This window comes from Desnuesiella massiliensis, from assembly GCF_001403615.1.
Classification (GTDB): domain Bacteria; phylum Bacillota; class Clostridia; order Clostridiales; family Clostridiaceae; genus Desnuesiella; species Desnuesiella massiliensis.
Map to the genome: position 1 here is coordinate 1,321,379 of NZ_LN879457.1, position 21,558 is coordinate 1,342,936.

Consider the following 21,558-nt stretch of genomic DNA (forward strand, 5'->3'; position numbering starts at 1 on the left):
TTCAAAATAGAGTTAGCTTCTTCTACTTTGGATAGTCCCATGTTTTTTATTAACAATAAAACTGGTTATATAAATTGCATAAGTCTAAGCATTTTTAAGTTCCTTAGCTAACTCATCCATAAGTTCCCTAACGGAAAGAATGCTGTTGATTTTATAAGCATTGCTTCCACAGAAAATCAGAGCCTCTTCTACATTTCCTTTTACTGCATTTATTAAAGCCTCAGTAATGCAGTAGGGAGTCTCAGCGGGATTACAATGGGTGAGGCACTTATGGCATTTTTTAACCTTTATATTACCTAACTGAGTTTTCTTAACAAAAGCATTATTTAGAGCTCTGCCAGGCATGCCTACAGGGCTTTTAACAATGACAATATCCTCTTTATTGCACTCTACATAAGCCTTCTTAAAATTAATATGAGCATCGCATTCTTCAGTAGCTACAAACCTAGTAGCCATCTGAACTCCACTAGCCCCTAGCTTAAGGAAATGAGCTATATCAGCGCCAGAATATACTCCTCCTGCAGCTATAAGAGGAATATGTCTATTATAAATCTCTTCGTAAGTTTTAATAACCTTAAGTATTTTAACCATTTCATCCTCATAAAAGTTATCAGTTCTATCTTCTAAATCCTCAATTTTAAAGCCAAGATGGCCTCCAGCCTCAGGACCTTCAAAAACAACAGCATCGGGCACCTTGTTATAATGTCTGTGCCAAAGCTTAAATAGAACTTCACAGGAACGGTCAGAAGATACTATAGGTACTAAGGCTATATCAGAGTCCTTACATAAGGAAGGCAGCTTAGTGGGCAGTCCTGCTCCAGATATAATAACCTGGGCACCAGCTTCTATAGAAGCCTTTACTAATTCCTCATAATTATTAGCAGCGCACATTATATTGACACCAATTATTCCCTTTAGGGCTTTAAGTCTTGCTATTTCAATATGTTTTTTTAGAGCTCTAATATTAGCAGCTAAAGGATTAGTTCCAAAATCCTCTTCTTCAAAGCCGATTTGCGCTGCGGATATGATCCCAATGCCTCCACAGGCAGCCACTGCTGATGCCAGTGAAGACAAGGAAACACCTATGCCCATACCTCCTTGAACAATAGGAAGGGAAGCTATTAAATTTTTTATTACAAGTGGTTTAAAATCCATGTATTCATCCTCTTTCATATAGAGTAAAAATACTTTGATTATCAAAGTATTTTATATAATATTAAAATATTGAATTTATAATGTCAAGGTTTTGCTTTACTCTAATAATATCATCTGAGGAGTTTGTAACTAGTTATGGAAATATTATAACTCCATACATCAAATTATAGGTCTAATCCATAAAATGTATTTAATTATTTTTGAATTAATCGCTTTCCTTATTTTAAGTTTTTGTGGTAATATAAACTAAATTAAACTTAAACGAGGGGGATTAAAGGTGGAATTTACAATAAAAGCTTTTAATGAGTTAAATATAAATGAGTTGTATGAAATCCTTTCATTGAGAAGTGAAATTTTTGTGGTGGAGCAAAACTGTGCCTATCAAGATTTAGATTATAAGGATCAAAAATCTATGCATTTATTTGCAACGCAGCAAGGTAAAATAGTTAGCTATGTCAGAATATTGGAAAAAGGGGTATCCTATGAAGAGATGTCCATAGGCAGAGTGGTGGTTCATAAGGACTTTAGGAGGAAGGGATTATCTTCTTTAACTATGAAAAAGGCCATAGAGGTTATAGAAGAGAAATTTGGGCAAAATAAAATAAGAATTTCAGCTCAGGCTCATTTGGAGAATTTCTATGGAGCATTAGGGTTTAAAAAGGTATCAGAGGTATATTTAGAAGATGATATTCCTCATATAGAAATGCTTTATGAGGGACAATAAAAAATAAAGTAGGGATATTTATGAAGAGAGCAGCTATAGAAAGAAATTTTAGGAAGATTAAAAACGTATTATATCAAACGGAAGATATAGTAAAGCATACCAAGGTAAATGCTCTTTGGGAGCATGAAGCAGCCATAAGGAAGAAGATCAAAGCCTTAAAGGAATATGAAAATCAAAATTTAAGTGATTATGATTTTGTAATTCAAAGATACTTAGATTTACTAGAATATATCTCTGAAAAGCTAGTAGCAGATTATAATAATAAAAATGGCACTAATTTTGATCATAGAAAGATCATAAGAGAAGACTATGAAGCTTATTTAAGTTCAGGCATAATGACGGTGCTTATTTCTAAGCATATTCCAGAATTGGTTTCAAAGGAGTTTGACAGGGTCTTCCCATTAAACCCTAAGGATGAATATGAGGAAGCTAGGAATTATGAAAGAAAGTTTTATCTTCATTTAGGGGAAACCAACACAGGTAAAACCTATAATGCCATGCAAAGGCTAAAGCAGGCAAGAAAAGGTATTTATCTATCACCTTTAAGAATACTAGCTCTAGAAAACTATGAGAGATTAAATAATGAAGGTGTGAAGTGCAATCTAATAACAGGTGAAGAAGAAATTCTTGTGGAAGAAGCCACTCATATTTCCTGTACCATTGAAAAACTAGATATAAATGAAGAATATGATATAGCAATTATAGATGAGATTCAAATGATTGATGATTCTAAAAGGGGAGCTGCTTGGACTAGGGCTCTTTTAGGCTTAAAATGCAAAGAAATACATGTGTGCGGGGCCTCTAATGCTAAGGAGCTATTAATAGATATTCTAGAGGATTGTGAGGATGAGTATGAAGTAAAAGAATATAAAAGAAATATACCTCTGGAGATGGAGTATGAGCCCTTTAACTATAAAGCTATAGAAGCTGGAGATGCCCTAGTGGTATTTTCCAAAAAGAGAGTGTTGGAGCTAGCCTTCTATTTCTCTGAGCTAGGCATTAAATCCAGTTTAATCTATGGGGATTTACCTCCAGAAGTTAGAAGAAAGCAATATGAAGAGTTTATAAATAAGAGAAACTCTATTTTAATAACCACAGATGCCATAGGTATGGGGGTGAACCTACCTATAAGAAGAATAATCTTTATGGACACTAAAAAGTTTGATGGCTATGAGGTTAGATTCCTAAACTCTCAAGAGGTTAAGCAGATAGCAGGTAGATCAGGGAGAAAGGGCTTATATGAGGTAGGTTACGTGGCCTCCTATGGAGATACACAAAATTTTATAAAGGATATGCTAGACTGCGAAGATAGAGTTTTAGAAGAAGCGGTGGTAGGACCTAGTGAAGCTATACTTAAAATTAAGAATTTACCTTTAAAAGAAAAACTAGCTTTATGGAGTACTAGAAAAGATAATATTCATTATTATAGAAAGATGGATATCAGTGAATATATATTGATTCTTGACACTATTAAAAGCTACAAATTAGAGGAAAGAATTCAATGGAAGCTTATGAGAATTCCCTTTGATGTTACGAACCCTACAATGATGAGGACTTTTCTAGAGTTTATGGATGAAGCCTTCATAGCAAAAAAAGAGGCTCTTACTAAGCCAGAATGCAGATTCAAGGAATTATATGAATTAGAGATCTATTATCAAAAGATAAATCTATATTATTCTTTCTCTAAAAACTTTAATTTAGATTTAGACCTTAAATGGGTTTATGAAGAAAGAGCTAATACTAGTGAAGATATAAATAAGATACTTAGAAGAATTTAAAAATGAAGAATACGAATAAGCAAAGAACTGTGAGTTGCTAGAGTTAGATTCTAGAAACCACAGTTTTTTATTTATTGGTAGATAGGATTATATATTAAAAAACATTATATTAAACCTTTACAAAGGCAAATTATAGTAATATAATAGTCATATAAACATATAGTTGTATATACAATTTTACATTATTAGGATTTTAAATAATTGAAAGGGATGGAGGTATTAACTATGGCACTACCACAAGTGGTATTTGACTCTAAGGAAATTCAACTTAAAAGATTGTTTGATAACACAGAAAAGATGGGATATAAGAACCCCGGGCTTCCTTGTAAAAAAATAGAGGATGTATATGGAACGCTAAATTTTGGTGAAATACCAGAGAACAGACCTATTACTTACGCATCCTATGTAATGTCAATCGACGGCAAAATTGCCTTTGAAGACGACGAAGTGGGACCACTTATTGCAAAAAATAATTATTTGGACTCAGCAGGAGCTTTTGCAGACTTTTGGGTTTTGAACATGTTAAGAGGTAATTGTGATGGAATTATAATAGGATCTGGTACTCTTATAAAAGAGCCTAGTTACTCAGGCAGCGCCTATGATCCAGATATTATAGAGGCTAGGGTCAAGGCAGGAAAACCTATAGCTCCATGGACAGTAATCGTAACCTCCACGGGGAAAAGTATTCCTTTTGAAAACCCTGTATTTCAATGTGAAGAGGTTCCAGTTTTAATCTCTACCTCACCAAAGGGTTTTGAAAACTTAAAAATGGAGATTAAAAAGGATTATTTCATAGTTCCTGTGGTAGAAAGTGAAGAAGATAAAGAAAAAATAAGGAAGCTGATAAATGGTAATAAGGGAAAGATAGCAATTTCTATCACTGGTTGCGATAAGGAAACAAATCCAGAAGAAATGTTTAAGGTTCTTCGTGCTATGGGAATGGAGAGAGTTTTAGTAGAATCTCCAACCTACTGTCACTACTTAATGCAAAAGGGATTGTTAGATGAAGCATTTATTAACACTTCCAGCGTATTTGTCGGCGGTAAAGCAACAAGCATTGGCAGTCAAAATAATTCATTTTCCTCTATAGATCATCCACATAGTGAGATTGTATCTATACACATTCATAACTCATACTTTTTGTATACCAGATATAAACTTATGTATGGAGTTAAGCCTAACAGATAAAGAATGCTTTTAAGTATAAATAAAAAGGTAAAGGAGATTTTTAAATGAGCAAAATAAGAAGACTTAATCATATCTTTAAAGAAGATGGAAAAGCGTTAATAGTGGCTTTGGACCACGGCACATATAATGGAGCATCACCAGGATTGGAGTGCCCTGGAGAAACTATTGAACAAATTATTGAGGGTGGTGCAGACGCTGCTTTAGTAAACTTCGGTGTAGCAAGAAGGTTTGCAAAAGAATTAGCACCTATTGGATATATAGCGCGTCTAGATTTACCTCCCACATACATGGGACAAGGTCATGACAGCAGACTTACCTTTAATGCAGAATACGCTATGAGAATGGGTGCAGATGCTGTTATGGTAAATGTAGGACAAGGTGTTGGGGTTGAAGAGATTACATACCCTCATTTAGCAGAAACTATAAGCTTCTGCGACAGTATAGGAATGCCAGTGTGTGCTGAGCCGGTGCCAGGTGGCTTTGATGCCGGAAAAGAATTCAAAACTCTTGATAATATCGCAAGAGGTGCTCGTATAGCCTGTGAAATAGGATGTGATTTTATTAAAACAGCGTATGCTCCAGGCTTTGAAAGAGTAGTAAAGGAAACTTTTGTTCCTCTTGTTGTATTAGGCGGAGCAAAGACCAATGACGAAAAAGAATTTTTAGCATCTATTAAAGACGCTATGGATCAAGGAGCAAGCGGGGTTGCTATAGGAAGAAATGTTTGGGGTATAGGAAACACAGTAAATATGACAAGAGCCCTAGCTGCTATTATACATAAGAATGTATCCGTAGAAGAAGCTTATGAAATCCTAAAAAGTGGAAGGTAAACTAAGCTTATTATGAAGAGCGGGAGGTTGTTAATATGAAAGCTGCAATTATGCCCGAGGCTGGCAAAATTGATTTGATTGATGTAGAAATTCCTCAAATGCAGGAGGATGAGATTCTTGTAAAAGTAAAAGCTGTAGGAATATGCACCTTTGAACAAGGATTTTATTATGGAAAATCAAAGGGATTTCCCTTTGCAGGCGGACATGAAATTTGTGGAGTTGTAGAAAAGGTTGGAGCTAAGGTTTCTCAAAAGTTTAAAGAAGGAGATAAGGTAGTAGTTTTAAGCCTTACAAGATGTGGTGAATGCTATTATTGCAGGAAAGGCTATGACAATCAATGTGAAAATGCAAAGGATACTCAAAAGATTAAAGGAATAGATGGTCCAGGAGGCTTTGCTGAGTACTTTGTCGCAAAAGGCTATGAAGTATTTAAAATTGATGAAAGTGTGCCCTATGAAAGAGGGATTTTGGCAGAACCCTTGGCCTGCGTTACACACAGTTTAAATGTGGCTAATGTAAATAGCGGCGATTACGCCCTTGTTTGTGGTGCTGGAGCTATGGGAATTATACACTTATTACTTGCAAAATTAAGAGGAGCAAAGGTAATTGTAAGTGAGCCCAATGAATTAAGAAGAAAAAAAGCTTTAGAATTTGGTGCTGATTACGTAGTGGACCCTATAAATGAAAATTTAGAAGAGGTTGTACATGATATTACTGATGGCAGGGGAGTAGAAAAGGCATTTTTTACTGCAGGCGGAAAGGCAGCTATAGAAGGAGCCATATCAGCTTTAGCCATAAGAGGAGTACTTGTGATTTACGGTGGTACAGGAGCAAACGACTGCTTTACAGTGGATCCTAAGATGTTTCATTACAAAGAGGTTACCATCACTGGTGTGACAAAGCATACTAAGGAAAGCATTAGAGTAGCCACAGAGTTATTAAGTTTAAAGGAATTGCCTCTTGATAAACTTATTACCTCACAATTCCCCTTTGACAAGATAGAAGACGCTATAAAGGAAGCCAAATCAATTACGTCCTATAGACCTATTGTAAAAATGTATTAATGATAATGGGAGATGAGAGAATGAGTACTTATCTTATGGGATTTGATATAGGAACGCAAGGTTCTAAAGCTATACTTACAGATATTGATGGCAATATCATTGCAAAAAAGCAAATGGATCATAAGATTGAAGTTTTAAAAGCTGGTTATCAAGAAGAGGACATGAACATGTGGTGGAAGGAATTTAAAGATTCTGTGAAGTATTTTTTAAATTCAACGGATGTTAAGTCGGAAGAAATAAAGGCTATAGGCATAACAGGCTTAGTACCTGGATTTTGTCCCATCGATAAAGATGGACAAGCAGTTAGAAAGGCCATATTGCATACTGATGTTAGAGCCGTTAAGGAACTTGAATATATAAATAATAAGTTAAATGTTTCTATTTCACATGGCTGTTTGCTTCCTAAGTTAATGTGGGTAAAAAATAACGAAGCTGAAAATTATAAGAAAATACATAAAGTCCTAGTTCCCCACGGATATATAGCCTATAAGCTCACAGGTAAGAGCACCATAGACTATGATACTTCAACAATAATCGGTGGAGTATTCGATGATAAAAAATTACAATGGATAGATGAAAAAATAGAGCTTCTTGATATTGATAAAAATATTTTCCCTGAACCATGCCCAGCAAATCATGTTATTGGCAAGGTTACAGAAGAAGTATCTAAAGAAACTGGGCTGAGCATAGATACAAAAGTAATTGCGGGAACAGGGGATACCTTTTCTTCTATGCTTGGAGGAGGGGCCTATGAGAAAAAGTATTTAATGATATATCTAGGCACTTCTACCACCATAATCTATGCAGATGGATCTCCTGAAAATTATGTGGAACTGCCCCATTTTGCTGATGATAGAGGTAATTTTGTAGGAAGGATTCTGTCCTTTGGTGAATCAGTTTCCCATTTAAAGAACACATTAAGATACTCTGGATGGGAAGAGTTAGATGAGAGTCTTAAAAAAATACCCGCAGGCTCAGAAGGCTTATACTATATACCTCACTATAAGCAGCAAACTGCTAAATCCTTCTTTGGATTAGATGGAGAATATATTTTAGGATATAGAGGAAAGCACCATCAATTTCATTTATATAAAGCATTAATAGAGGGTATTTCCTATAATATAAGATCAAATATTGAAGAGTTCCACAAGGATATTAACCAGGTAAACATCTTTGGAGGCGGAGCTGACTCTATGGAAATATGTCAAATTATAGCTGACGTATTGGGCAGAGAACTGCATTTTTCTAGGAAAAAGTGTACTGTTTTAGGCATTGCCTTCTTAGCTGGTTATGGGGCAGGAGAAATTAAGGACTTTAATGATCTTAAAAACAGCTGGTATAAGGATGATATTATAATCAAGCCAAATGTGCAGGATGTTGAAGTCTATAATGATTTATTTAAAAAGTATAAAAAAATAAAAAACAGTATTTATGAATTAGATAGCCAACTAGAGTAAATTAGGAGGTACACTATGACTTTAGCAACTAAGCCTTTTAATACAGAGGAAATAAAAATAAAAAAACTTTATGAAAGTCCCGAACTTAAGAAATATGATAATATCCCTGTGCCTTCACAAAAGATTAGAGCGGTTTATGAAGATGATTTGAAATTTCCAAGCTATCCAGAGGATAGACCCTATATATTTTCATCCTTTGTGTCCTCTATAGATGGTAAGCTGGCATATGCTGACAAGCCTAGTGCCTTTTATGTAGCAGCGAAGAATATGTTAGCGGGAGGCGGTAAGGATACAGATTTCTGGATTTTAAATGCACTTAGAGGCGTCTGTGATGGTGCCGTTATAGGGGGAAACTCCCTTGGTACGGATGATGACTATTCTATGCATGTTATGGATGCGGATATTCAAGCAGATAGGGAAAAAGCTGGTCTTACAAAGGTACCATTAAACATTGTAATGTCTCTAGATGCAACAGATATTCCCTTAAATCATCACATCCTTACTAACATGGAAGTGCCATCTCTTATTTCCACTTCACTAAAAGGATATGAATTTTTAAAAGAAAATTTTAATGGTGAAATGATTTTAGTAGGTCCATATAATAGTATTTCTGATGTGGAGAAAAACAAAGAAGACATTATTAAAAAATTGAAAAACCTAGGCAATGGAACATTACCTGTTATAGTAACTGGAGCAGATGGCTACCCGAACTCCCAGGTAATAATGAAGATTCTAAAAACTATAGGTATAAATAGACTTCTAATTGAATCACCTGGTTATGGTAACTTTCTTGTAAAGCAAAAGATGATGGATGAATTTTTCTTAAATGTTTCCGCAGTGTATATAGGCGGTGGAGACACCATGACACTAGGCAAGGCGGATAAGGGATTTTTAGCAGATTCTCATCCCCATACAAAATTATTATCGATACACATCTATAACGAGTATTTTACCTACTATAGATATAAATTCAATTATGAGTTTATGTAAGCAAAAGCTATTGGTTAGATTTGTAGAAATTTAACCAATAGTTTAAAAGGAAGATGTAAACGTGTACTTTGGTCATTAAGTATAAAAAGTTAGAGGAGTGGTTGGAATGGGAAATAATAGTAAGTCAAGAAATGTGATACCTTGGCTTAAAGCAGGAGATTTTGATGCAACTATTGGGGTTTTCTTTGATGGGTTCACAAAGATATTAGTTGGTGTAAGTGTAATGATGGGCGTTATGAAGATGCCAAGTAATATTATGTATGGCAAAATCGTATCATCTATCGGATTAGCCGCATTTTTGTTATTAACCTTTAGTACATATTACGCAAGATATGTAGGAAGTAAAACAAATAATCCTGATATTACAGCTCTGCCGGCTGGAATCAGTGGGGGTACGTTCTTTGTTTGGTTAAATGCTATACTCATACCGGTATACTTTTCAACTAATGATCCAATATTTGCTTGGAAAGTAGCTGTTATAGCCAATATTCTCTATTCATCATTTATATTTTTAAGTTCCTTTGTGATTAAATATATATTAAAGTTTGTTCCATCTCAAGCTATGCTTGGAAGCTTAGTTGGAGGTTCTATGGCTTGGCTTTTAATTGCCTCCCTAGGAGAAGGATATGCTCAGCCTATTATTATGATACCTACACTATTTATTTTATTAACCTTCTATTTTGCAAAAATAAATATTAAAAAGTTATCGCCAGCTTTTGTGGCAGTGGGTGCAGGTACTGTGATAGCTTGGGCTATAGGTTTTATGAAGATTAATGCACTTTTAGATTCCTTTAATACCATAGGAATATATATTCCATTACCACAATTTCAATTATTTACAAGTGATGCTTTTAAAACTGCCCTTACCTTTTTACCACTAGTAGTTGCCTTTGCATTTTCAGATATCATTGCTATGATACAATCTGTAGAACAGGCAGCAGCTAGTAATGAAATTTATGATAGAAGGGTGTGCATGCTATCACAAAGCATTGTAAACTTAATTGCAGCACTATTTGGAAATCCATTCCCTGTTAACTATTATTGGGGACATCCAGCTTGGAAAAAAGCTAAAGCCGGTGCATCCTATGCTATGTTCACTGGTATAATATATCTAGTATTATGTGCCAGCGGGTTAGTGGCTATAGCAACATCAAGCATACCAGCTGCTGCTACTTTGGTACTGCTAATATTTGCTGCTATATCAACAGGTACTCAGGCCTTTGAAGTTGTTGAGAAAAAATACTATCCTGCCATGATTGTAGCTGTAGCAATACCTTTATTCGAATTAATATATGGTAAAATTGGAGGAGCTGTAGGTGCCGCTAAAAATGCTATGGGTGTGGCTCTTAAGGGAGCAGGAGTAAACTTTTCAGCAGGTGATGTGGTGGTTTCAGCTTCAGACTTAGCCTCCTCAGGTATTGCTGCCGGATATGAAAGTTTATCTCAAGGTTCCATGTGTATTGCTATTTTATATGCCTGTATATTGATATTTATAATAGATAGGAAATGGAATGCAGTGGCAATCACATTCCTTGTAGCCAGCGGATGTGCTTTTATAGGATTAATTCATTCTAGTGCAATAAAAACTTATGCAGCTCCTCAATATTTTTGGTTATATATAGTGGGCGCAATATTGTTCTTTATACTTTCACTATTAAGCAAATCTGTTAAAGAACTGCAGCCTGAAAAAATAGATAATTAGGAAGGATAGAAGAAATATGAAAACTTTAATTTTAAATGGTTCCCCTCGTAAATCTGGACATACTGTGGCCTTAATAAAAGAAATGACAGCTATACTTAAAGGTGAAATAAAAATCGTAGATTGTTATACAGCCAATATCTCTCCATGTTTAGATTGTAGATATTGTTATAACAAAAAAGGGTGCTCTATAAAAGATGAGATGCAGGATATTTACGAATATCTAGTAGATTGCGATGCTGTTATTATAGCTTCCCCAATGCATTTTGGAACTATTTCCGGAAAGGCTATTTCAGTATGTTCAAGACTTCAATCCTATTGGTCCTCTAGACATATCAGAAAAGTTGACAAGGATAATCTAAAACCTAAATATGGTGCATTAGTAATTACCGCTGGTGGTAATTGGCCTAATATTCAAATACTAGCTGAGGGAGTAGCGGACTATATCTTCGATCATACTGAAACAGAGCAAATAGGTTCAGTATATGCAAAAGAAACAGATAAATACCCAGCAAAAGATAATGTAAAAGCTGTAGACCAAGCTCGCTTCTTGGCACATAGATTAAATGAATTGTGTTCTAAATAGGAAGAAAGTTTAATAATGCATGAGAAGCCATAATTATTTAATGTGATATGAATTTTTACACTTTAAAAATATTATGGCTTCTTCCATTTACCCCTAAGGAATTTTCAAATATTGTATTTTTTTTAGTAGTATGCTAATATTACTATACGTGATTTTAAATTTTTATTAAAAAATAAAAAGAGGTTTCAGCAATGAATAAGAATGATTTTAAGAAATCGCCCTATTATTTGCAAATAAGAGAGGTTATCTATAATAAAATTATAAGTGGAGAATACAAGACTGGAGAAAAATTGCCCTCTGAAGATAAATTAGCTGAAGAATTTGGAGTTAGCAGGATGACTGTATGTAAAGCACTAGCAGAGCTGGTTAACAATGAATATCTTACTAGAATTCAGGGCAGCGGTACCTATGTCAGCAAGATAAGAAAAGAAGGTTCTCACTTAGATATAGTTGGCTTTAATGATTCTATGAATAAGAAAGGATTTAAAGTTAACACTAAGGTATTCTTAAAACAATTAGAAGTGCCATCAAAAGACATTGTAAAGAAATTAAATATTCCCTTTACACAAAAGGTGATACACTTAAAAAGGTTAAGGCTTGTAAACAATGAACCTATAGTTGTTCAGGATACTTATTTAAATGCAAAATTGTGCGAAGAATTATTAGAGGTTGATTTTGAGAATAATGCTCTATATGAATCCATTAGAAATATTTGTGGCAGAAACATCATAAGATCTAAGGACATAATAGAAGCAATTGCGGCAGATGCTGAAACTAGCGAATTGTTGGAAGTTAAGGTAGGTTTTCCAGTACTATTAACTCAAAGAATTGCTTATGTTGATAATAATGTACCAATAGAGCTAACCTATAGTTTATATAGAAGTGATCAATATGTATTAGAAGTTGAGCATAAATAATAAATACAAAATCCAATTGCGTTAATTGCAATTGGATTTTTTAAAGCCAATGAGAATCCAGCCAATTTTTAGCATCTCTTTCGTTTTTAAAAATAATAGGGCTGAATTTTATATTAGAATAAATAGCGCTAATATTCATTTGCATTTCAATAATTTCATTTGCCACGATTATAATAGCTCCAAATAGACCATTTTCAACGCACCAAGCAGTGAATTCATTTATATCCTGGTGTATATCAGAAAAATTATATTCTGTTAAATCAACACACTTAAACCATTCTTTTTTTGATAATACCTTTAGTATTTTATGTGAATATTCATCTTTAAGACGAATTGTATCTTCCTTTGTCCAAGAGCCAATGTCTTTTTCATACACAATGAATCTCTCAGCATCTATCAGAAGTTCATATTTACCTTTAGCATCTTTAATTAGCATAGACTAAACTCCTTTTAAATAGTTAAAAATAAGCACATGGAAATTATATCATATTTTTAATTCAAATATATAATAAATTAAAAAATTAATCTAAATTTGTTGATTTGTGTAAGAATAATGTTCATACAAAGATCAAATTGCTAAAAGATAATAATTATTAAATGATATTGACCTTCCTTTGTGCTTGTGATAAATTTAGAATAAAAAAGTAATTCTTCAAGGTATTTTGTAAAGAAAGCCTTAATGGAGGAGTATATGAAAGAAGAATTTATGAATAGAGCTATTAAATTAGCAAAGAAGGGCATTGGCTTTGTAAATCCACATCCTTTAGCTGGCGCAGTAATAGTAAAAGAACACAGCATAGTAGGAGAAGGGTTCTATAAAGCCTATAGCAGCCACTCAGCAGAAATAGAGGCATTAAACAATGTCCCTGAAGACTTGAGAGATGGTGAAATGTATTTAAACATAGAGCCTTTTAAGGATAAAGATACTTTTTTGAAGGCTATAATAAATAGCGGCATTAAAAGGATATATATAGGAATGTTGGATCCAAATCCTGATAAGGAAGAAGATGTCATAGCCTTAATGAAATCTCATGGCATAGAGGTGAAAATAGGAGTCTTAAGTGAGCAGTGCCAGGAGCTAAATGAAATATATGCACATTATATAACTAAACATATCCCTTTTGTATTTACAAAATGGGCTATGACTTTAGATGGAAAGCTGGCTAGTCGAACTGGGGATTCAAAATGGATCAGCTCTGAGGATAGCTTAAAGTTCGTTCATCACTTAAGACAAAGAGTAGCTGCCATCATGGTAGGAGAGAATACAGTTAGATTGGATGATCCGCTGTTAACCACCAGATTAGAGGGAGTGGAAATATCAAATCCCTTAAGAGTTATACTCTCTAAATACGGTGATTTACCCATCCATTCTAAAGTATTAGAGGTAGATGAAAGAACCAAGACTCTTATCATAGCATCTAAATCTATTCTAAGGGAGAAAGAGGAGCTTCTGCTTAAAAAAGGAGTTCAGCTTTTAAAGCTAGAAGAAAAGGATGGAAGAATAGATTTTAAGGATATTATAAAGGCCTTGGGTGATATGGAAATCGATTCGCTATATATAGAAGGTGGCAGTGCAGTACTAGCGTCAGCCTTTGAAAGTGGAATAGTAAATAAAGTTTATGCCGCCATAGCTCCAAAGATTATTGGGGGAAAAGATGCCGTAACTCCGGTGGGAGGAGTTGGAATTGAAAGAATGAGAGATGCTATTTTATTGAAAAGGGTAACTCATGAAATAGTAGGTAATGATGTGATTTTTAAAGGATATATAGAATATTAGTTTTTAATAAGAATAATCATAATAATATAAATAAGTTAGCTATAATTTAATAAAGCATAATAGCTTATAGCTTATAAGGAGGAAAAGAGAATGTTCTCAAACATTAAAAATGCTATAGAAGATCTTAAAAATGGTAAGATTTTAATAGTTGTAGATGATGATAATTTAGAAAATGGAGGAGCCTTTGTAATGGCTTCAGAGCTAGTAAAAAAAGAAGATGTAAATTTTATGATGAAGCATGGAGCGGGCATAATACATATGGCCTTAATAGAGGAGAGAATAGATGAGTTAAACCTGCCTCAGGTCATAAGCGGAAATAAACAGCTTCAGGCTTCAGGCTATAGCTTTTCTCTAGACCATATAGATTCAGGAAGTGGTGTATCTGCAGAAGATAGAGCTTTCACTATAAGAAAGCTTACAGAGGAAGGTGAAGCTGCAAATAGGTTTAAAATGCCAGGTCATGTATTTCCTATAAAAGCTATTAAAGGTGGAGTGCTTAAGAGAGCCAGCAATACTGAAGCAGCAGTAGACTTAGCTGTTATAGCGGGACTTTATCCTTCAGGAATTTTATCAGAAATATTAAATGAGGATGGCTCCATAGCAAAGCTGCCTCAGCTTATAGAATTCGCTAAGGAACATGGACTAAAGATTATATCTATTGAGGATTTAATCGCTTATAGAAGAGAAGGTGAGTGCTATGTGGTTAGAGAAGCGGAAGCAAACTTACCTACAGCTTATGGAGATTTCAAAATGGTAGGCTTTGTGAATAAGCTAAATGGGGAACATCATGTGGCTTTAGTAAAGGGCGATATTCATCAAGATGATCCTGTATTGGTTAGAGTTCATTCAGAGTGCTTGACAGGGGATGCCTTTCACTCACTAAAATGCGATTGTGGAGAACAATTAGCCGCAGCTTTAAATACCATAGAAAAAGAGGGTAAGGGAATATTACTTTACCTAAGGCAAGAAGGAAGAGGAATAGGACTTATAAATAAGATAAAGGCTTACAAGCTTCAGGAAGAAGGCTTTGATACTGAAGAGGCTAATATAGCCCTTGGATTCCCAGCAGACATGAGAGATTATGGTATAGGTGCTCAAATTTTAAGCGAATTAAATGCAAGAAAGATAAGGCTTATGACTAATAATCCTAAGAAGATAATAGGACTTAAAGGTCATGGCATAGAGATTGTTGAGAGAGTTCCTCTAATAATGGATACTAATCTTCATAATGAAAGATATTTTAAAACTAAAAAAGAGAAGATGGGACACTTATATTAATTCATAATGAACAAAGAAGGTTGATTTTTCTCTGCTATTCTGCAAAAAGTTAAAATTATAAATAAAAGCAAAACTAAGCTGAATATTTAGCCTAGTTTTGCTTTTTAATTTTATATTTTTTTAGACTTTAGCGAAGAATTTCACTTACTATGGATTAGAACTATGAATTAGAAAAGCTGCTTGTATTTATTTGGAGTACAATTTTTATATTGCTTAAACTTTCTTATAAAATAGCTGAAATTATCAAAACCTACCTCAAAACATATATCTGAGATATTTTTATCTTCAGTTTTAATTATTTTAACTGCTTGTTCTATTCTATATTGGTTAATATAGTCTACAGGGGTCTTACCTATATTCTTTTTAAAAAATCTACAGAAATACTGAGGATTCATATTTACCTCATTAGCTAGGTCTTCAATATATATTTTTTTAGTGTAGTTATTTTGTATATAATTTAAGGATTTTTTTATTATATTGATTTTGTAATTTATGGAAGAAGTAGTGCTGCTTTCTTCAATGAGGAATTTATTTTCTCTTGCTATAAAGGAGAGGATTTTATATAAAGAAGCCTTTATGCCTATTTCCCAACCAAGTTCCTTTGAATCGTAGATTTTAATAGCTTCCCTTACTTCTCTAATTACCTCACTGCCCCACTGGGATTTTTCGTCAACTATTAAAGGTAGTCTAAACTGCCCCTTTAATAGGGGAGCTATATATTTGCTATGGCAATAATCAGAGCTTATACCGCTTAAAAAGTTCAAATCAAACAATAATGCATGATGCTGTGAAAATTCATTATTCATGCAATGAGCGGAATGAAGCTGACCGCTATTAACAATTATGCATTGCCCCGCTGATACTTTAATAGGCAGGGTATCCACTGTAAATACTGAAAAACCTTTTTCCATATAGATTATTTCAAACTCATTATGCCAATGTAAATATAGGTTGTACTGGCTCCAATAATGATGATAGATATAAAAAGGTATAACAGCATCCCCTCTGTCTACGGTTTCTCTTAAGGTATTTTTTTCTGTATACATGAAGCAAACTCCTTATATATGTATATGTCAAAATAGTGTTATTTTTAAGCTAAAATAAAGCAAGTTTTATGGTCTGAAGATATATATAATATTAATATAAGGTTTTCAAGTTAAAATAACAAGGAAAATTAATTATAGAAGTTTGGAGGATTATTATGTTTGGTAAGATATTAAGCCATAGTATAGAAAAGAATAAAGTATTCTTTCAATTTGAAGAGGGCCAAGGAAGGGTAGAGATAATAACTCCTTGGATAATAAATATTTTTTCACCCTTAAAATATGATGATCATTATTCCAGAGCTATAGAGGATTTAAAGATAGAGAGCTGCAGCTTTAAGGTTAAAGCAAAGGAGTGCTGCATTGAGATTAAAACAGAGGCTTTAACGGTTAAGGTTTATGAGGATTTTAAGGTGGATTTTTATGATAAACAGGGAAGAGTACTATGTGAAGATTTTAGGGAAGAAAGAGATCCTTTTATTAGAAGAGGAAATGTGAGCATAGCTGAAGAAGAGGGACATAATGTAGAGACAAATAATGAAAAACATAAAATTGAGGTAATTAAAAAGCTCTTTGGGGATGAAAAATTCTATGGCCTTGGTGATAAGACTGGTCATTTAAATAAAAGAGGATATAATTATGAAATGTGGAATACGGATGATCCTAGTCCTCATGTAGAAAGCTACAAAGCATTATATAAGACCATTCCATTTTTCATAACCCTAAGGGATGAAGGGGTATTTGGTATATTCTTTGATAATACTTTTAAATCTTATTTTGATATGGGAAAAGAAAACTCAGCATATTACTATTTTGGGGCTGACGGTGGAAATTTAGATTATTACTTTATAGGTGGTAAAGGCATTCAAGATATATTAATGGGCTATACAAATCTAACAGGAAAAACTCCACTACCTCAAATTTGGTCATTAGGCTATCAGCAAAGCAGATGGGCTTATGCACCAGAGAGCAGGGTAAGGGAGATTGCAAAGAACTTTAGAGAAAAGGATGTTCCTTGTGATGTTATTCACCTAGATATTGAGTATATGGACAATTTTAAAGTGTTCACTTGGCATAAGGAAAGATTCCCAGAGGAAAAGAAAACCCTAAAAGACCTTAAAGAGCAGGGCTTTAAGATAGTTACCATAATCGATCCAGGAGTTAAAAAGGAAAAAGACTATGATATATATGAAACTGGATTAAAAAATGGATATTTTGCAACAGACAAGGATGGCATAACTTATGTAAATAGAGTGTGGCCAGGAGATTCTGTATTCCCAGACTTTTCACAAGAGGAAACTAGAAACTGGTGGTCAGAAAACCAGAAGATAATGCTAGATTCAGGGGTAGCAGGTATATGGAATGATATGAATGAGCCTGCTAGCTTTAATGGAGCTCTTCCTGATGATGTACAATTTGAAAATGAAGGAAGAAACACAGATCATACTGAAATTCACAATGTATATGGACATCTTATGTCCAAGGCTACCTTTGAGGGAATAAAGAAATACAGCGGCAAACGTCCTTTCGTAATAACTAGAGCCGCCTATGCTGGAACACAAAAATATTCTACAGTATGGACCGGGGATAATCAAAGCTTCTGGGAGCATTTAAGAATGTCCATACCAATGCTTTTAAATTTAGGGATCAGCGGCATCAGCTTTTGCGGCACTGATGTAGGAGGTTTCAGCTTTGACTGCACCGGAGAATTACTATCAAGATGGGTACAGGTAGGATGCTTTACACCTTTATTTAGGAATCACTCCTGCATTCACACCAGAGACCAAGAGCCTTGGGCCTTTGATGAAGAAACCTTAAATATAAATAGAAAATATATAAAGCTTAGATATAAATTGCTCCCATACTTATATGACCTAATGTGGAAGGGTGAAAGCACTGGATTACCAGTAATGAGACCACTAGTGCTTCATTATGAGCAAGATGATAGGGTTCATGAGATAAATGATGAGTTCTTATTTGGTGAAAATATTCTTGTAGCTCCTATATTAGAACAAGGGAAAACCTATAGAGCAGTATACTTGCCAGAAGGAACATGGATGGACTACTGGACTAAAGAGGTTATTGAAGGAGCACAGCTAATAGCAAAAGAGGCTCCTCTAGATGTTTGTCCTATTTATGTTAAGGCAGGAAGCATAATTCCAAACTATCCAGTGCAAAGCTATGTGGGAGAAAAGGAAATTAAAGAATTAACTCTTGATATCTATCCAGGTGAAGGAAATTATGTTCACTACATGGATGATGGAGAAAGCTTTAATTACAGAGAAGGAGAATATACTTTATATGAATTTTCTATGGAAGTAAAGGATGAGGCTACTGAAGCTACAGAAGTTGCTATTGATATAAGAAAAACTCATGAAGGCTTTAAAGGCTATGAAAGCTTTAAAGTACTTTACAATAAGACCTCCAATAAGACTTCCAATATGACTTCAGTTAAAGAAGTATATTTTAAGGATAAAAAGGTAGAATTTAAAGAAAATAATAATCATATTGAGTTTATTGTGCCAGCTGAGGAAGGTAGGATAATTATTAAAGAAAAGTAAGGGACGGTTCATTCATTTTTTAGATTAAATAAAATTCATAGATTAAATTAATACTCTAAACGCAAGATCTATAAATAGAGATATAGTTTTAATTATGTTGTAATTATAGAGAAATAACGTAGACTAATAGTTTATGCATTCACCATAATAGTTTAAATAGGATATTTTGGGATATATATAAGTATTATTAGATAAAGTTGTTTCTCTATATTATAACAAATTCTTAAGTAAATATTATATTAAGGAGCTTGTCCAAAATGAATTTGTGTATAAAAATAGAACTTTCCATTATTTTTTAAAATAAAAAGTAAGAAATATATTTAATTTTATTATTTTAGTTAAATTTCTAAAGAAACTTTATATTGGTTTAGAAATTTGAAGATAAGATTTCTATATCTTTCTTCGCTGCTTATTAAATGCACTGCAAAATTACACATTTTAGAGACTGTTGATTGCGTTGTATTGCCGATTATTTTGCATATATCTTTTATTTTATAGTCGCATAATCCTCGCATGAGTAGTGTTGCCAAGGCTCTGGAATCTCTAGACTTCTTATTGTTTTTTATATAAATTAATATTTTATCTATACCAGTTTCTTTTGCTATAAAATCTAATATTTCTTCAGCGTTAAAATTTCTTATCAATATTTCTTTTTCATTCTTATATTCTGATTTCTGATTTTGAAGTTCCATTTCCTTTTCTAGTTTTGCATCATCACATAGATAAACAAATTTCAAATAATTTTCCCTTGTAATCTCTCTATTTATCTCGAATTTTTTTCTTATATCCTCTTCATCCAATAATCCTGTATTGTCTTTTTCAATACCTAAATATACCTTTAAGCTAGAAAATTTATATTTCTCTGGAGATTTTTCATAGCCTTTTATTTTTATTGGATTGTTATGGATATATGCTATCAATGTAGCAAAATAACTAGTAGAATCAACTATTTTACTTTTAAATCTATCTTGAAATAAATGACCATGTCTTTCATAAATTTTATTGTAACTCACTGCATATTTTAAATTTAATCCGTGCATTATCTTTGATATATCTGCGCCCATAGCTTCAATAGCAAAATGAGCATGATTTGACATTATACAATAAGCATGCACTTTAAAATTAAATATCTCTTTATAGTGCTTCATTTGATTTAAGTACCGCTCTTTGTCAATATCTTTTTTAAAGGCGTTAACCTCTGAGATACTCCTAACAATTATATGGTAGATGGCTCTATCATCTTTTATTCTGCTAGATCTTGGCATAAAAAAACCTCATTTCATAAAATTTTATCTATAATTTTTAACATAAAATAAGATAAATAATCAGTCTTTTAGGTTTTTATTTTATTAAACATTGAATGAACCGTCCCCTAACTTGACACTTATTACAACTATTATTATAATAATTATTATAAGTATTATAATAATTATGAAAAGAGGAATGCTGCATGAAACAAATGGTAAGTAATACCGCTCAGGTAAAAAGATATAACGTGGAAATTGTAAAGAATGCATTAAAGGCATTACCCAGTGGAACAAAGACAACCATTGCGCAAATTACAGGTCTTAGTGTGGCTACCTGCAACACCATTTTAAATGAACTAGAGGCTACAGGAGAGATTTTAGAAGTAAATAATGAATATTCTAGCGTGGGAAGACCAGCAAAGGCTTATAGATTTAACGAAAATTATTCTTATATCTGCTGTATTTATATGATCTATGAAAACAAGAAAAAAATACTAAACTATGCAGTGGTTAATCTTTTAGGAAACATCATAAAAGATAAATCTATGGTAAAAGAGCATATTGGCTATGAAGAATTAGAAAAGCTTGTGGAAGAGCTTATAGAAGAATATGAGAATATTGAAGCCATAGGAATTGGTATACCTGGGGTGGTGAACAAGGAAAATGTCATTGATTTTTGTGATATAGAAGAATTAAATCACTGTGCTTTAGCAGAGAAGTTAACAGATAAACTAGGAAGAGATGTGGTGGTTGAAAATGATATGAACTTGATTGCCTATGGTTTTTACCAAGGTGGAGAGTATGAGGAGGACACATCCATAGCAGTGGTTTCCTTTTTTAAAGACAATTGGCCAGGTTCAGGAATTATTGTAGATGGACACATTATCAGAGGAAATACAAATTTTGCAGGAGAGGTTTCTTATTTGCCCTTTGGCTGCAGTCATGATGAACAGAAGGAGCAGCTAAAGGACAGGAATGGAGTCATTCAGCTTGTAGCAAAAACCCTATGCTCTTTGACAGCTATTATCAATCCTCATACCATTGTTATGACTGGAACTAACCTGGCAGAGGATATGCTGGAGGAAATATGTGACTACAGCAGCCAAATTGTACCCAAAGCGCATATGCCAAAAGTTCGATTAGAAAGCAATGTAGAGGAGTATTATTTAAAGGGTTTGAGCTCTATGACCTTAGAACACCTTAATAATCCAACTCGTAGGATAAATTCGTAAAATTTTAAAATAAAATTATGAAGAAAAGGGGA

The 21,558-nt window shown here is 33.6% G+C and carries 18 protein-coding genes; 14 read left to right on the forward strand and 4 right to left on the reverse strand.

Features of this window, described 5'->3' with window-relative positions; genetic code table 11:
* Positions 1-84: 84 nt before the first annotated feature.
* Positions 85-1,155 carry an NAD(P)H-dependent flavin oxidoreductase gene (locus BN2665_RS24120; RefSeq protein ID WP_055669637.1) on the reverse strand — a complete coding sequence of 357 codons (1,071 nt, stop codon included), beginning with the start codon at positions 1,153-1,155 and terminating at the stop codon, positions 85-87.
* A 277-nt stretch (positions 1,156-1,432) separates the two neighbouring features.
* Between BN2665_RS24120 and BN2665_RS24125 the strand changes: the two genes are divergently transcribed.
* The 10 genes from BN2665_RS24125 (at position 1,433) to BN2665_RS24170 (ending at position 12,388) form a co-directional block, all read left to right on the forward strand.
* A complete protein-coding gene (locus BN2665_RS24125) occupies positions 1,433-1,879 on the forward strand; it encodes a GNAT family N-acetyltransferase (protein ID WP_055669638.1) in 447 nt (148 codons plus the stop codon).
* A gap of 20 nt (positions 1,880-1,899) precedes the next feature.
* The gene (locus tag BN2665_RS24130; RefSeq protein ID WP_055669639.1) at positions 1,900-3,657 is read left to right on the forward strand and encodes a helicase-related protein; all 1,758 of its coding nucleotides are present in this window, start codon (positions 1,900-1,902) and stop codon (positions 3,655-3,657) included.
* A gap of 225 nt (positions 3,658-3,882) precedes the next feature.
* Entirely contained in the window at positions 3,883-4,845 is a 963-nt protein-coding gene (locus BN2665_RS24135) for a RibD family protein (RefSeq protein ID WP_055669640.1), read from the forward strand.
* A 44-nt stretch (positions 4,846-4,889) separates the two neighbouring features.
* Positions 4,890-5,675 (forward strand): class I fructose-bisphosphate aldolase, encoded by a 786-nt coding sequence (locus BN2665_RS24140; protein ID WP_055669641.1) that lies wholly within the window; start codon positions 4,890-4,892, stop codon positions 5,673-5,675.
* 35 nt (positions 5,676-5,710) lie between these two features.
* The gene (locus tag BN2665_RS24145; protein ID WP_055669642.1) at positions 5,711-6,739 is read left to right on the forward strand and encodes a zinc-dependent alcohol dehydrogenase; all 1,029 of its coding nucleotides are present in this window, start codon (positions 5,711-5,713) and stop codon (positions 6,737-6,739) included.
* Positions 6,740-6,759: 20 nt separating this feature from the next.
* The gene (locus BN2665_RS24150; protein ID WP_055669643.1) at positions 6,760-8,196 is read left to right on the forward strand and encodes an FGGY family carbohydrate kinase; all 1,437 of its coding nucleotides are present in this window, start codon (positions 6,760-6,762) and stop codon (positions 8,194-8,196) included.
* A gap of 15 nt (positions 8,197-8,211) precedes the next feature.
* Complete coding sequence (locus BN2665_RS24155) at positions 8,212-9,186, forward strand: dihydrofolate reductase family protein (protein ID WP_055669644.1); 975 nt, start codon at positions 8,212-8,214, stop codon at positions 9,184-9,186.
* 106 nt (positions 9,187-9,292) lie between these two features.
* Positions 9,293-10,888, forward strand: coding sequence for a hypothetical protein (locus tag BN2665_RS24160; protein ID WP_055669645.1), 1,596 nt, complete (start codon positions 9,293-9,295; stop codon positions 10,886-10,888).
* Between the two features lie 16 nt (positions 10,889-10,904).
* Positions 10,905-11,471 (forward strand): flavodoxin family protein, encoded by a 567-nt coding sequence (locus BN2665_RS24165; RefSeq protein WP_055669646.1) that lies wholly within the window; start codon positions 10,905-10,907, stop codon positions 11,469-11,471.
* 191 nt (positions 11,472-11,662) lie between these two features.
* Complete coding sequence (locus BN2665_RS24170) at positions 11,663-12,388, forward strand: GntR family transcriptional regulator (protein WP_055669647.1); 726 nt, start codon at positions 11,663-11,665, stop codon at positions 12,386-12,388.
* Between the two features lie 40 nt (positions 12,389-12,428).
* On the opposite strand, the gene BN2665_RS24175 is transcribed toward BN2665_RS24170, so the two are convergent.
* Complete coding sequence (locus tag BN2665_RS24175) at positions 12,429-12,824, reverse strand: hypothetical protein (protein ID WP_055669648.1); 396 nt, start codon at positions 12,822-12,824, stop codon at positions 12,429-12,431.
* A gap of 255 nt (positions 12,825-13,079) precedes the next feature.
* Here BN2665_RS24175 and ribD point away from each other — a divergent pair, with 255 nt between their 5' ends.
* Both ribD and ribA read left to right on the forward strand, forming a co-directional pair.
* Complete coding sequence (gene ribD, locus BN2665_RS24180; RefSeq protein ID WP_055669649.1) at positions 13,080-14,165, forward strand: bifunctional diaminohydroxyphosphoribosylaminopyrimidine deaminase/5-amino-6-(5-phosphoribosylamino)uracil reductase RibD; 1,086 nt, start codon at positions 13,080-13,082, stop codon at positions 14,163-14,165.
* A 90-nt stretch (positions 14,166-14,255) separates the two neighbouring features.
* The gene (gene ribA, locus BN2665_RS24185) at positions 14,256-15,443 is read left to right on the forward strand and encodes a GTP cyclohydrolase II (protein WP_055669650.1); all 1,188 of its coding nucleotides are present in this window, start codon (positions 14,256-14,258) and stop codon (positions 15,441-15,443) included.
* Between the two features lie 167 nt (positions 15,444-15,610).
* Here ribA and BN2665_RS24190 read toward each other — a convergent pair whose 3' ends face one another.
* Positions 15,611-16,489, reverse strand: coding sequence for an AraC family transcriptional regulator (locus BN2665_RS24190; protein WP_055669651.1), 879 nt, complete (start codon positions 16,487-16,489; stop codon positions 15,611-15,613).
* A gap of 155 nt (positions 16,490-16,644) precedes the next feature.
* Here BN2665_RS24190 and BN2665_RS24195 point away from each other — a divergent pair, with 155 nt between their 5' ends.
* The gene (locus tag BN2665_RS24195) at positions 16,645-19,047 is read left to right on the forward strand and encodes a glycoside hydrolase family 31 protein (RefSeq protein ID WP_055669652.1); all 2,403 of its coding nucleotides are present in this window, start codon (positions 16,645-16,647) and stop codon (positions 19,045-19,047) included.
* 338 nt (positions 19,048-19,385) lie between these two features.
* On the opposite strand, the gene BN2665_RS24200 is transcribed toward BN2665_RS24195, so the two are convergent.
* Positions 19,386-20,312: a transposase gene (locus BN2665_RS24200; RefSeq protein ID WP_055669653.1), complete on the reverse strand. Its 927-nt coding sequence runs from the start codon at positions 20,310-20,312 to the stop codon at positions 19,386-19,388.
* Between the two features lie 185 nt (positions 20,313-20,497).
* On the opposite strand from BN2665_RS24200, the gene BN2665_RS24205 reads away from it, so the two are divergent.
* Entirely contained in the window at positions 20,498-21,526 is a 1,029-nt protein-coding gene (locus tag BN2665_RS24205; protein ID WP_055669654.1) for an ROK family protein, read from the forward strand.
* Positions 21,527-21,558 lie beyond the last annotated feature (32 nt).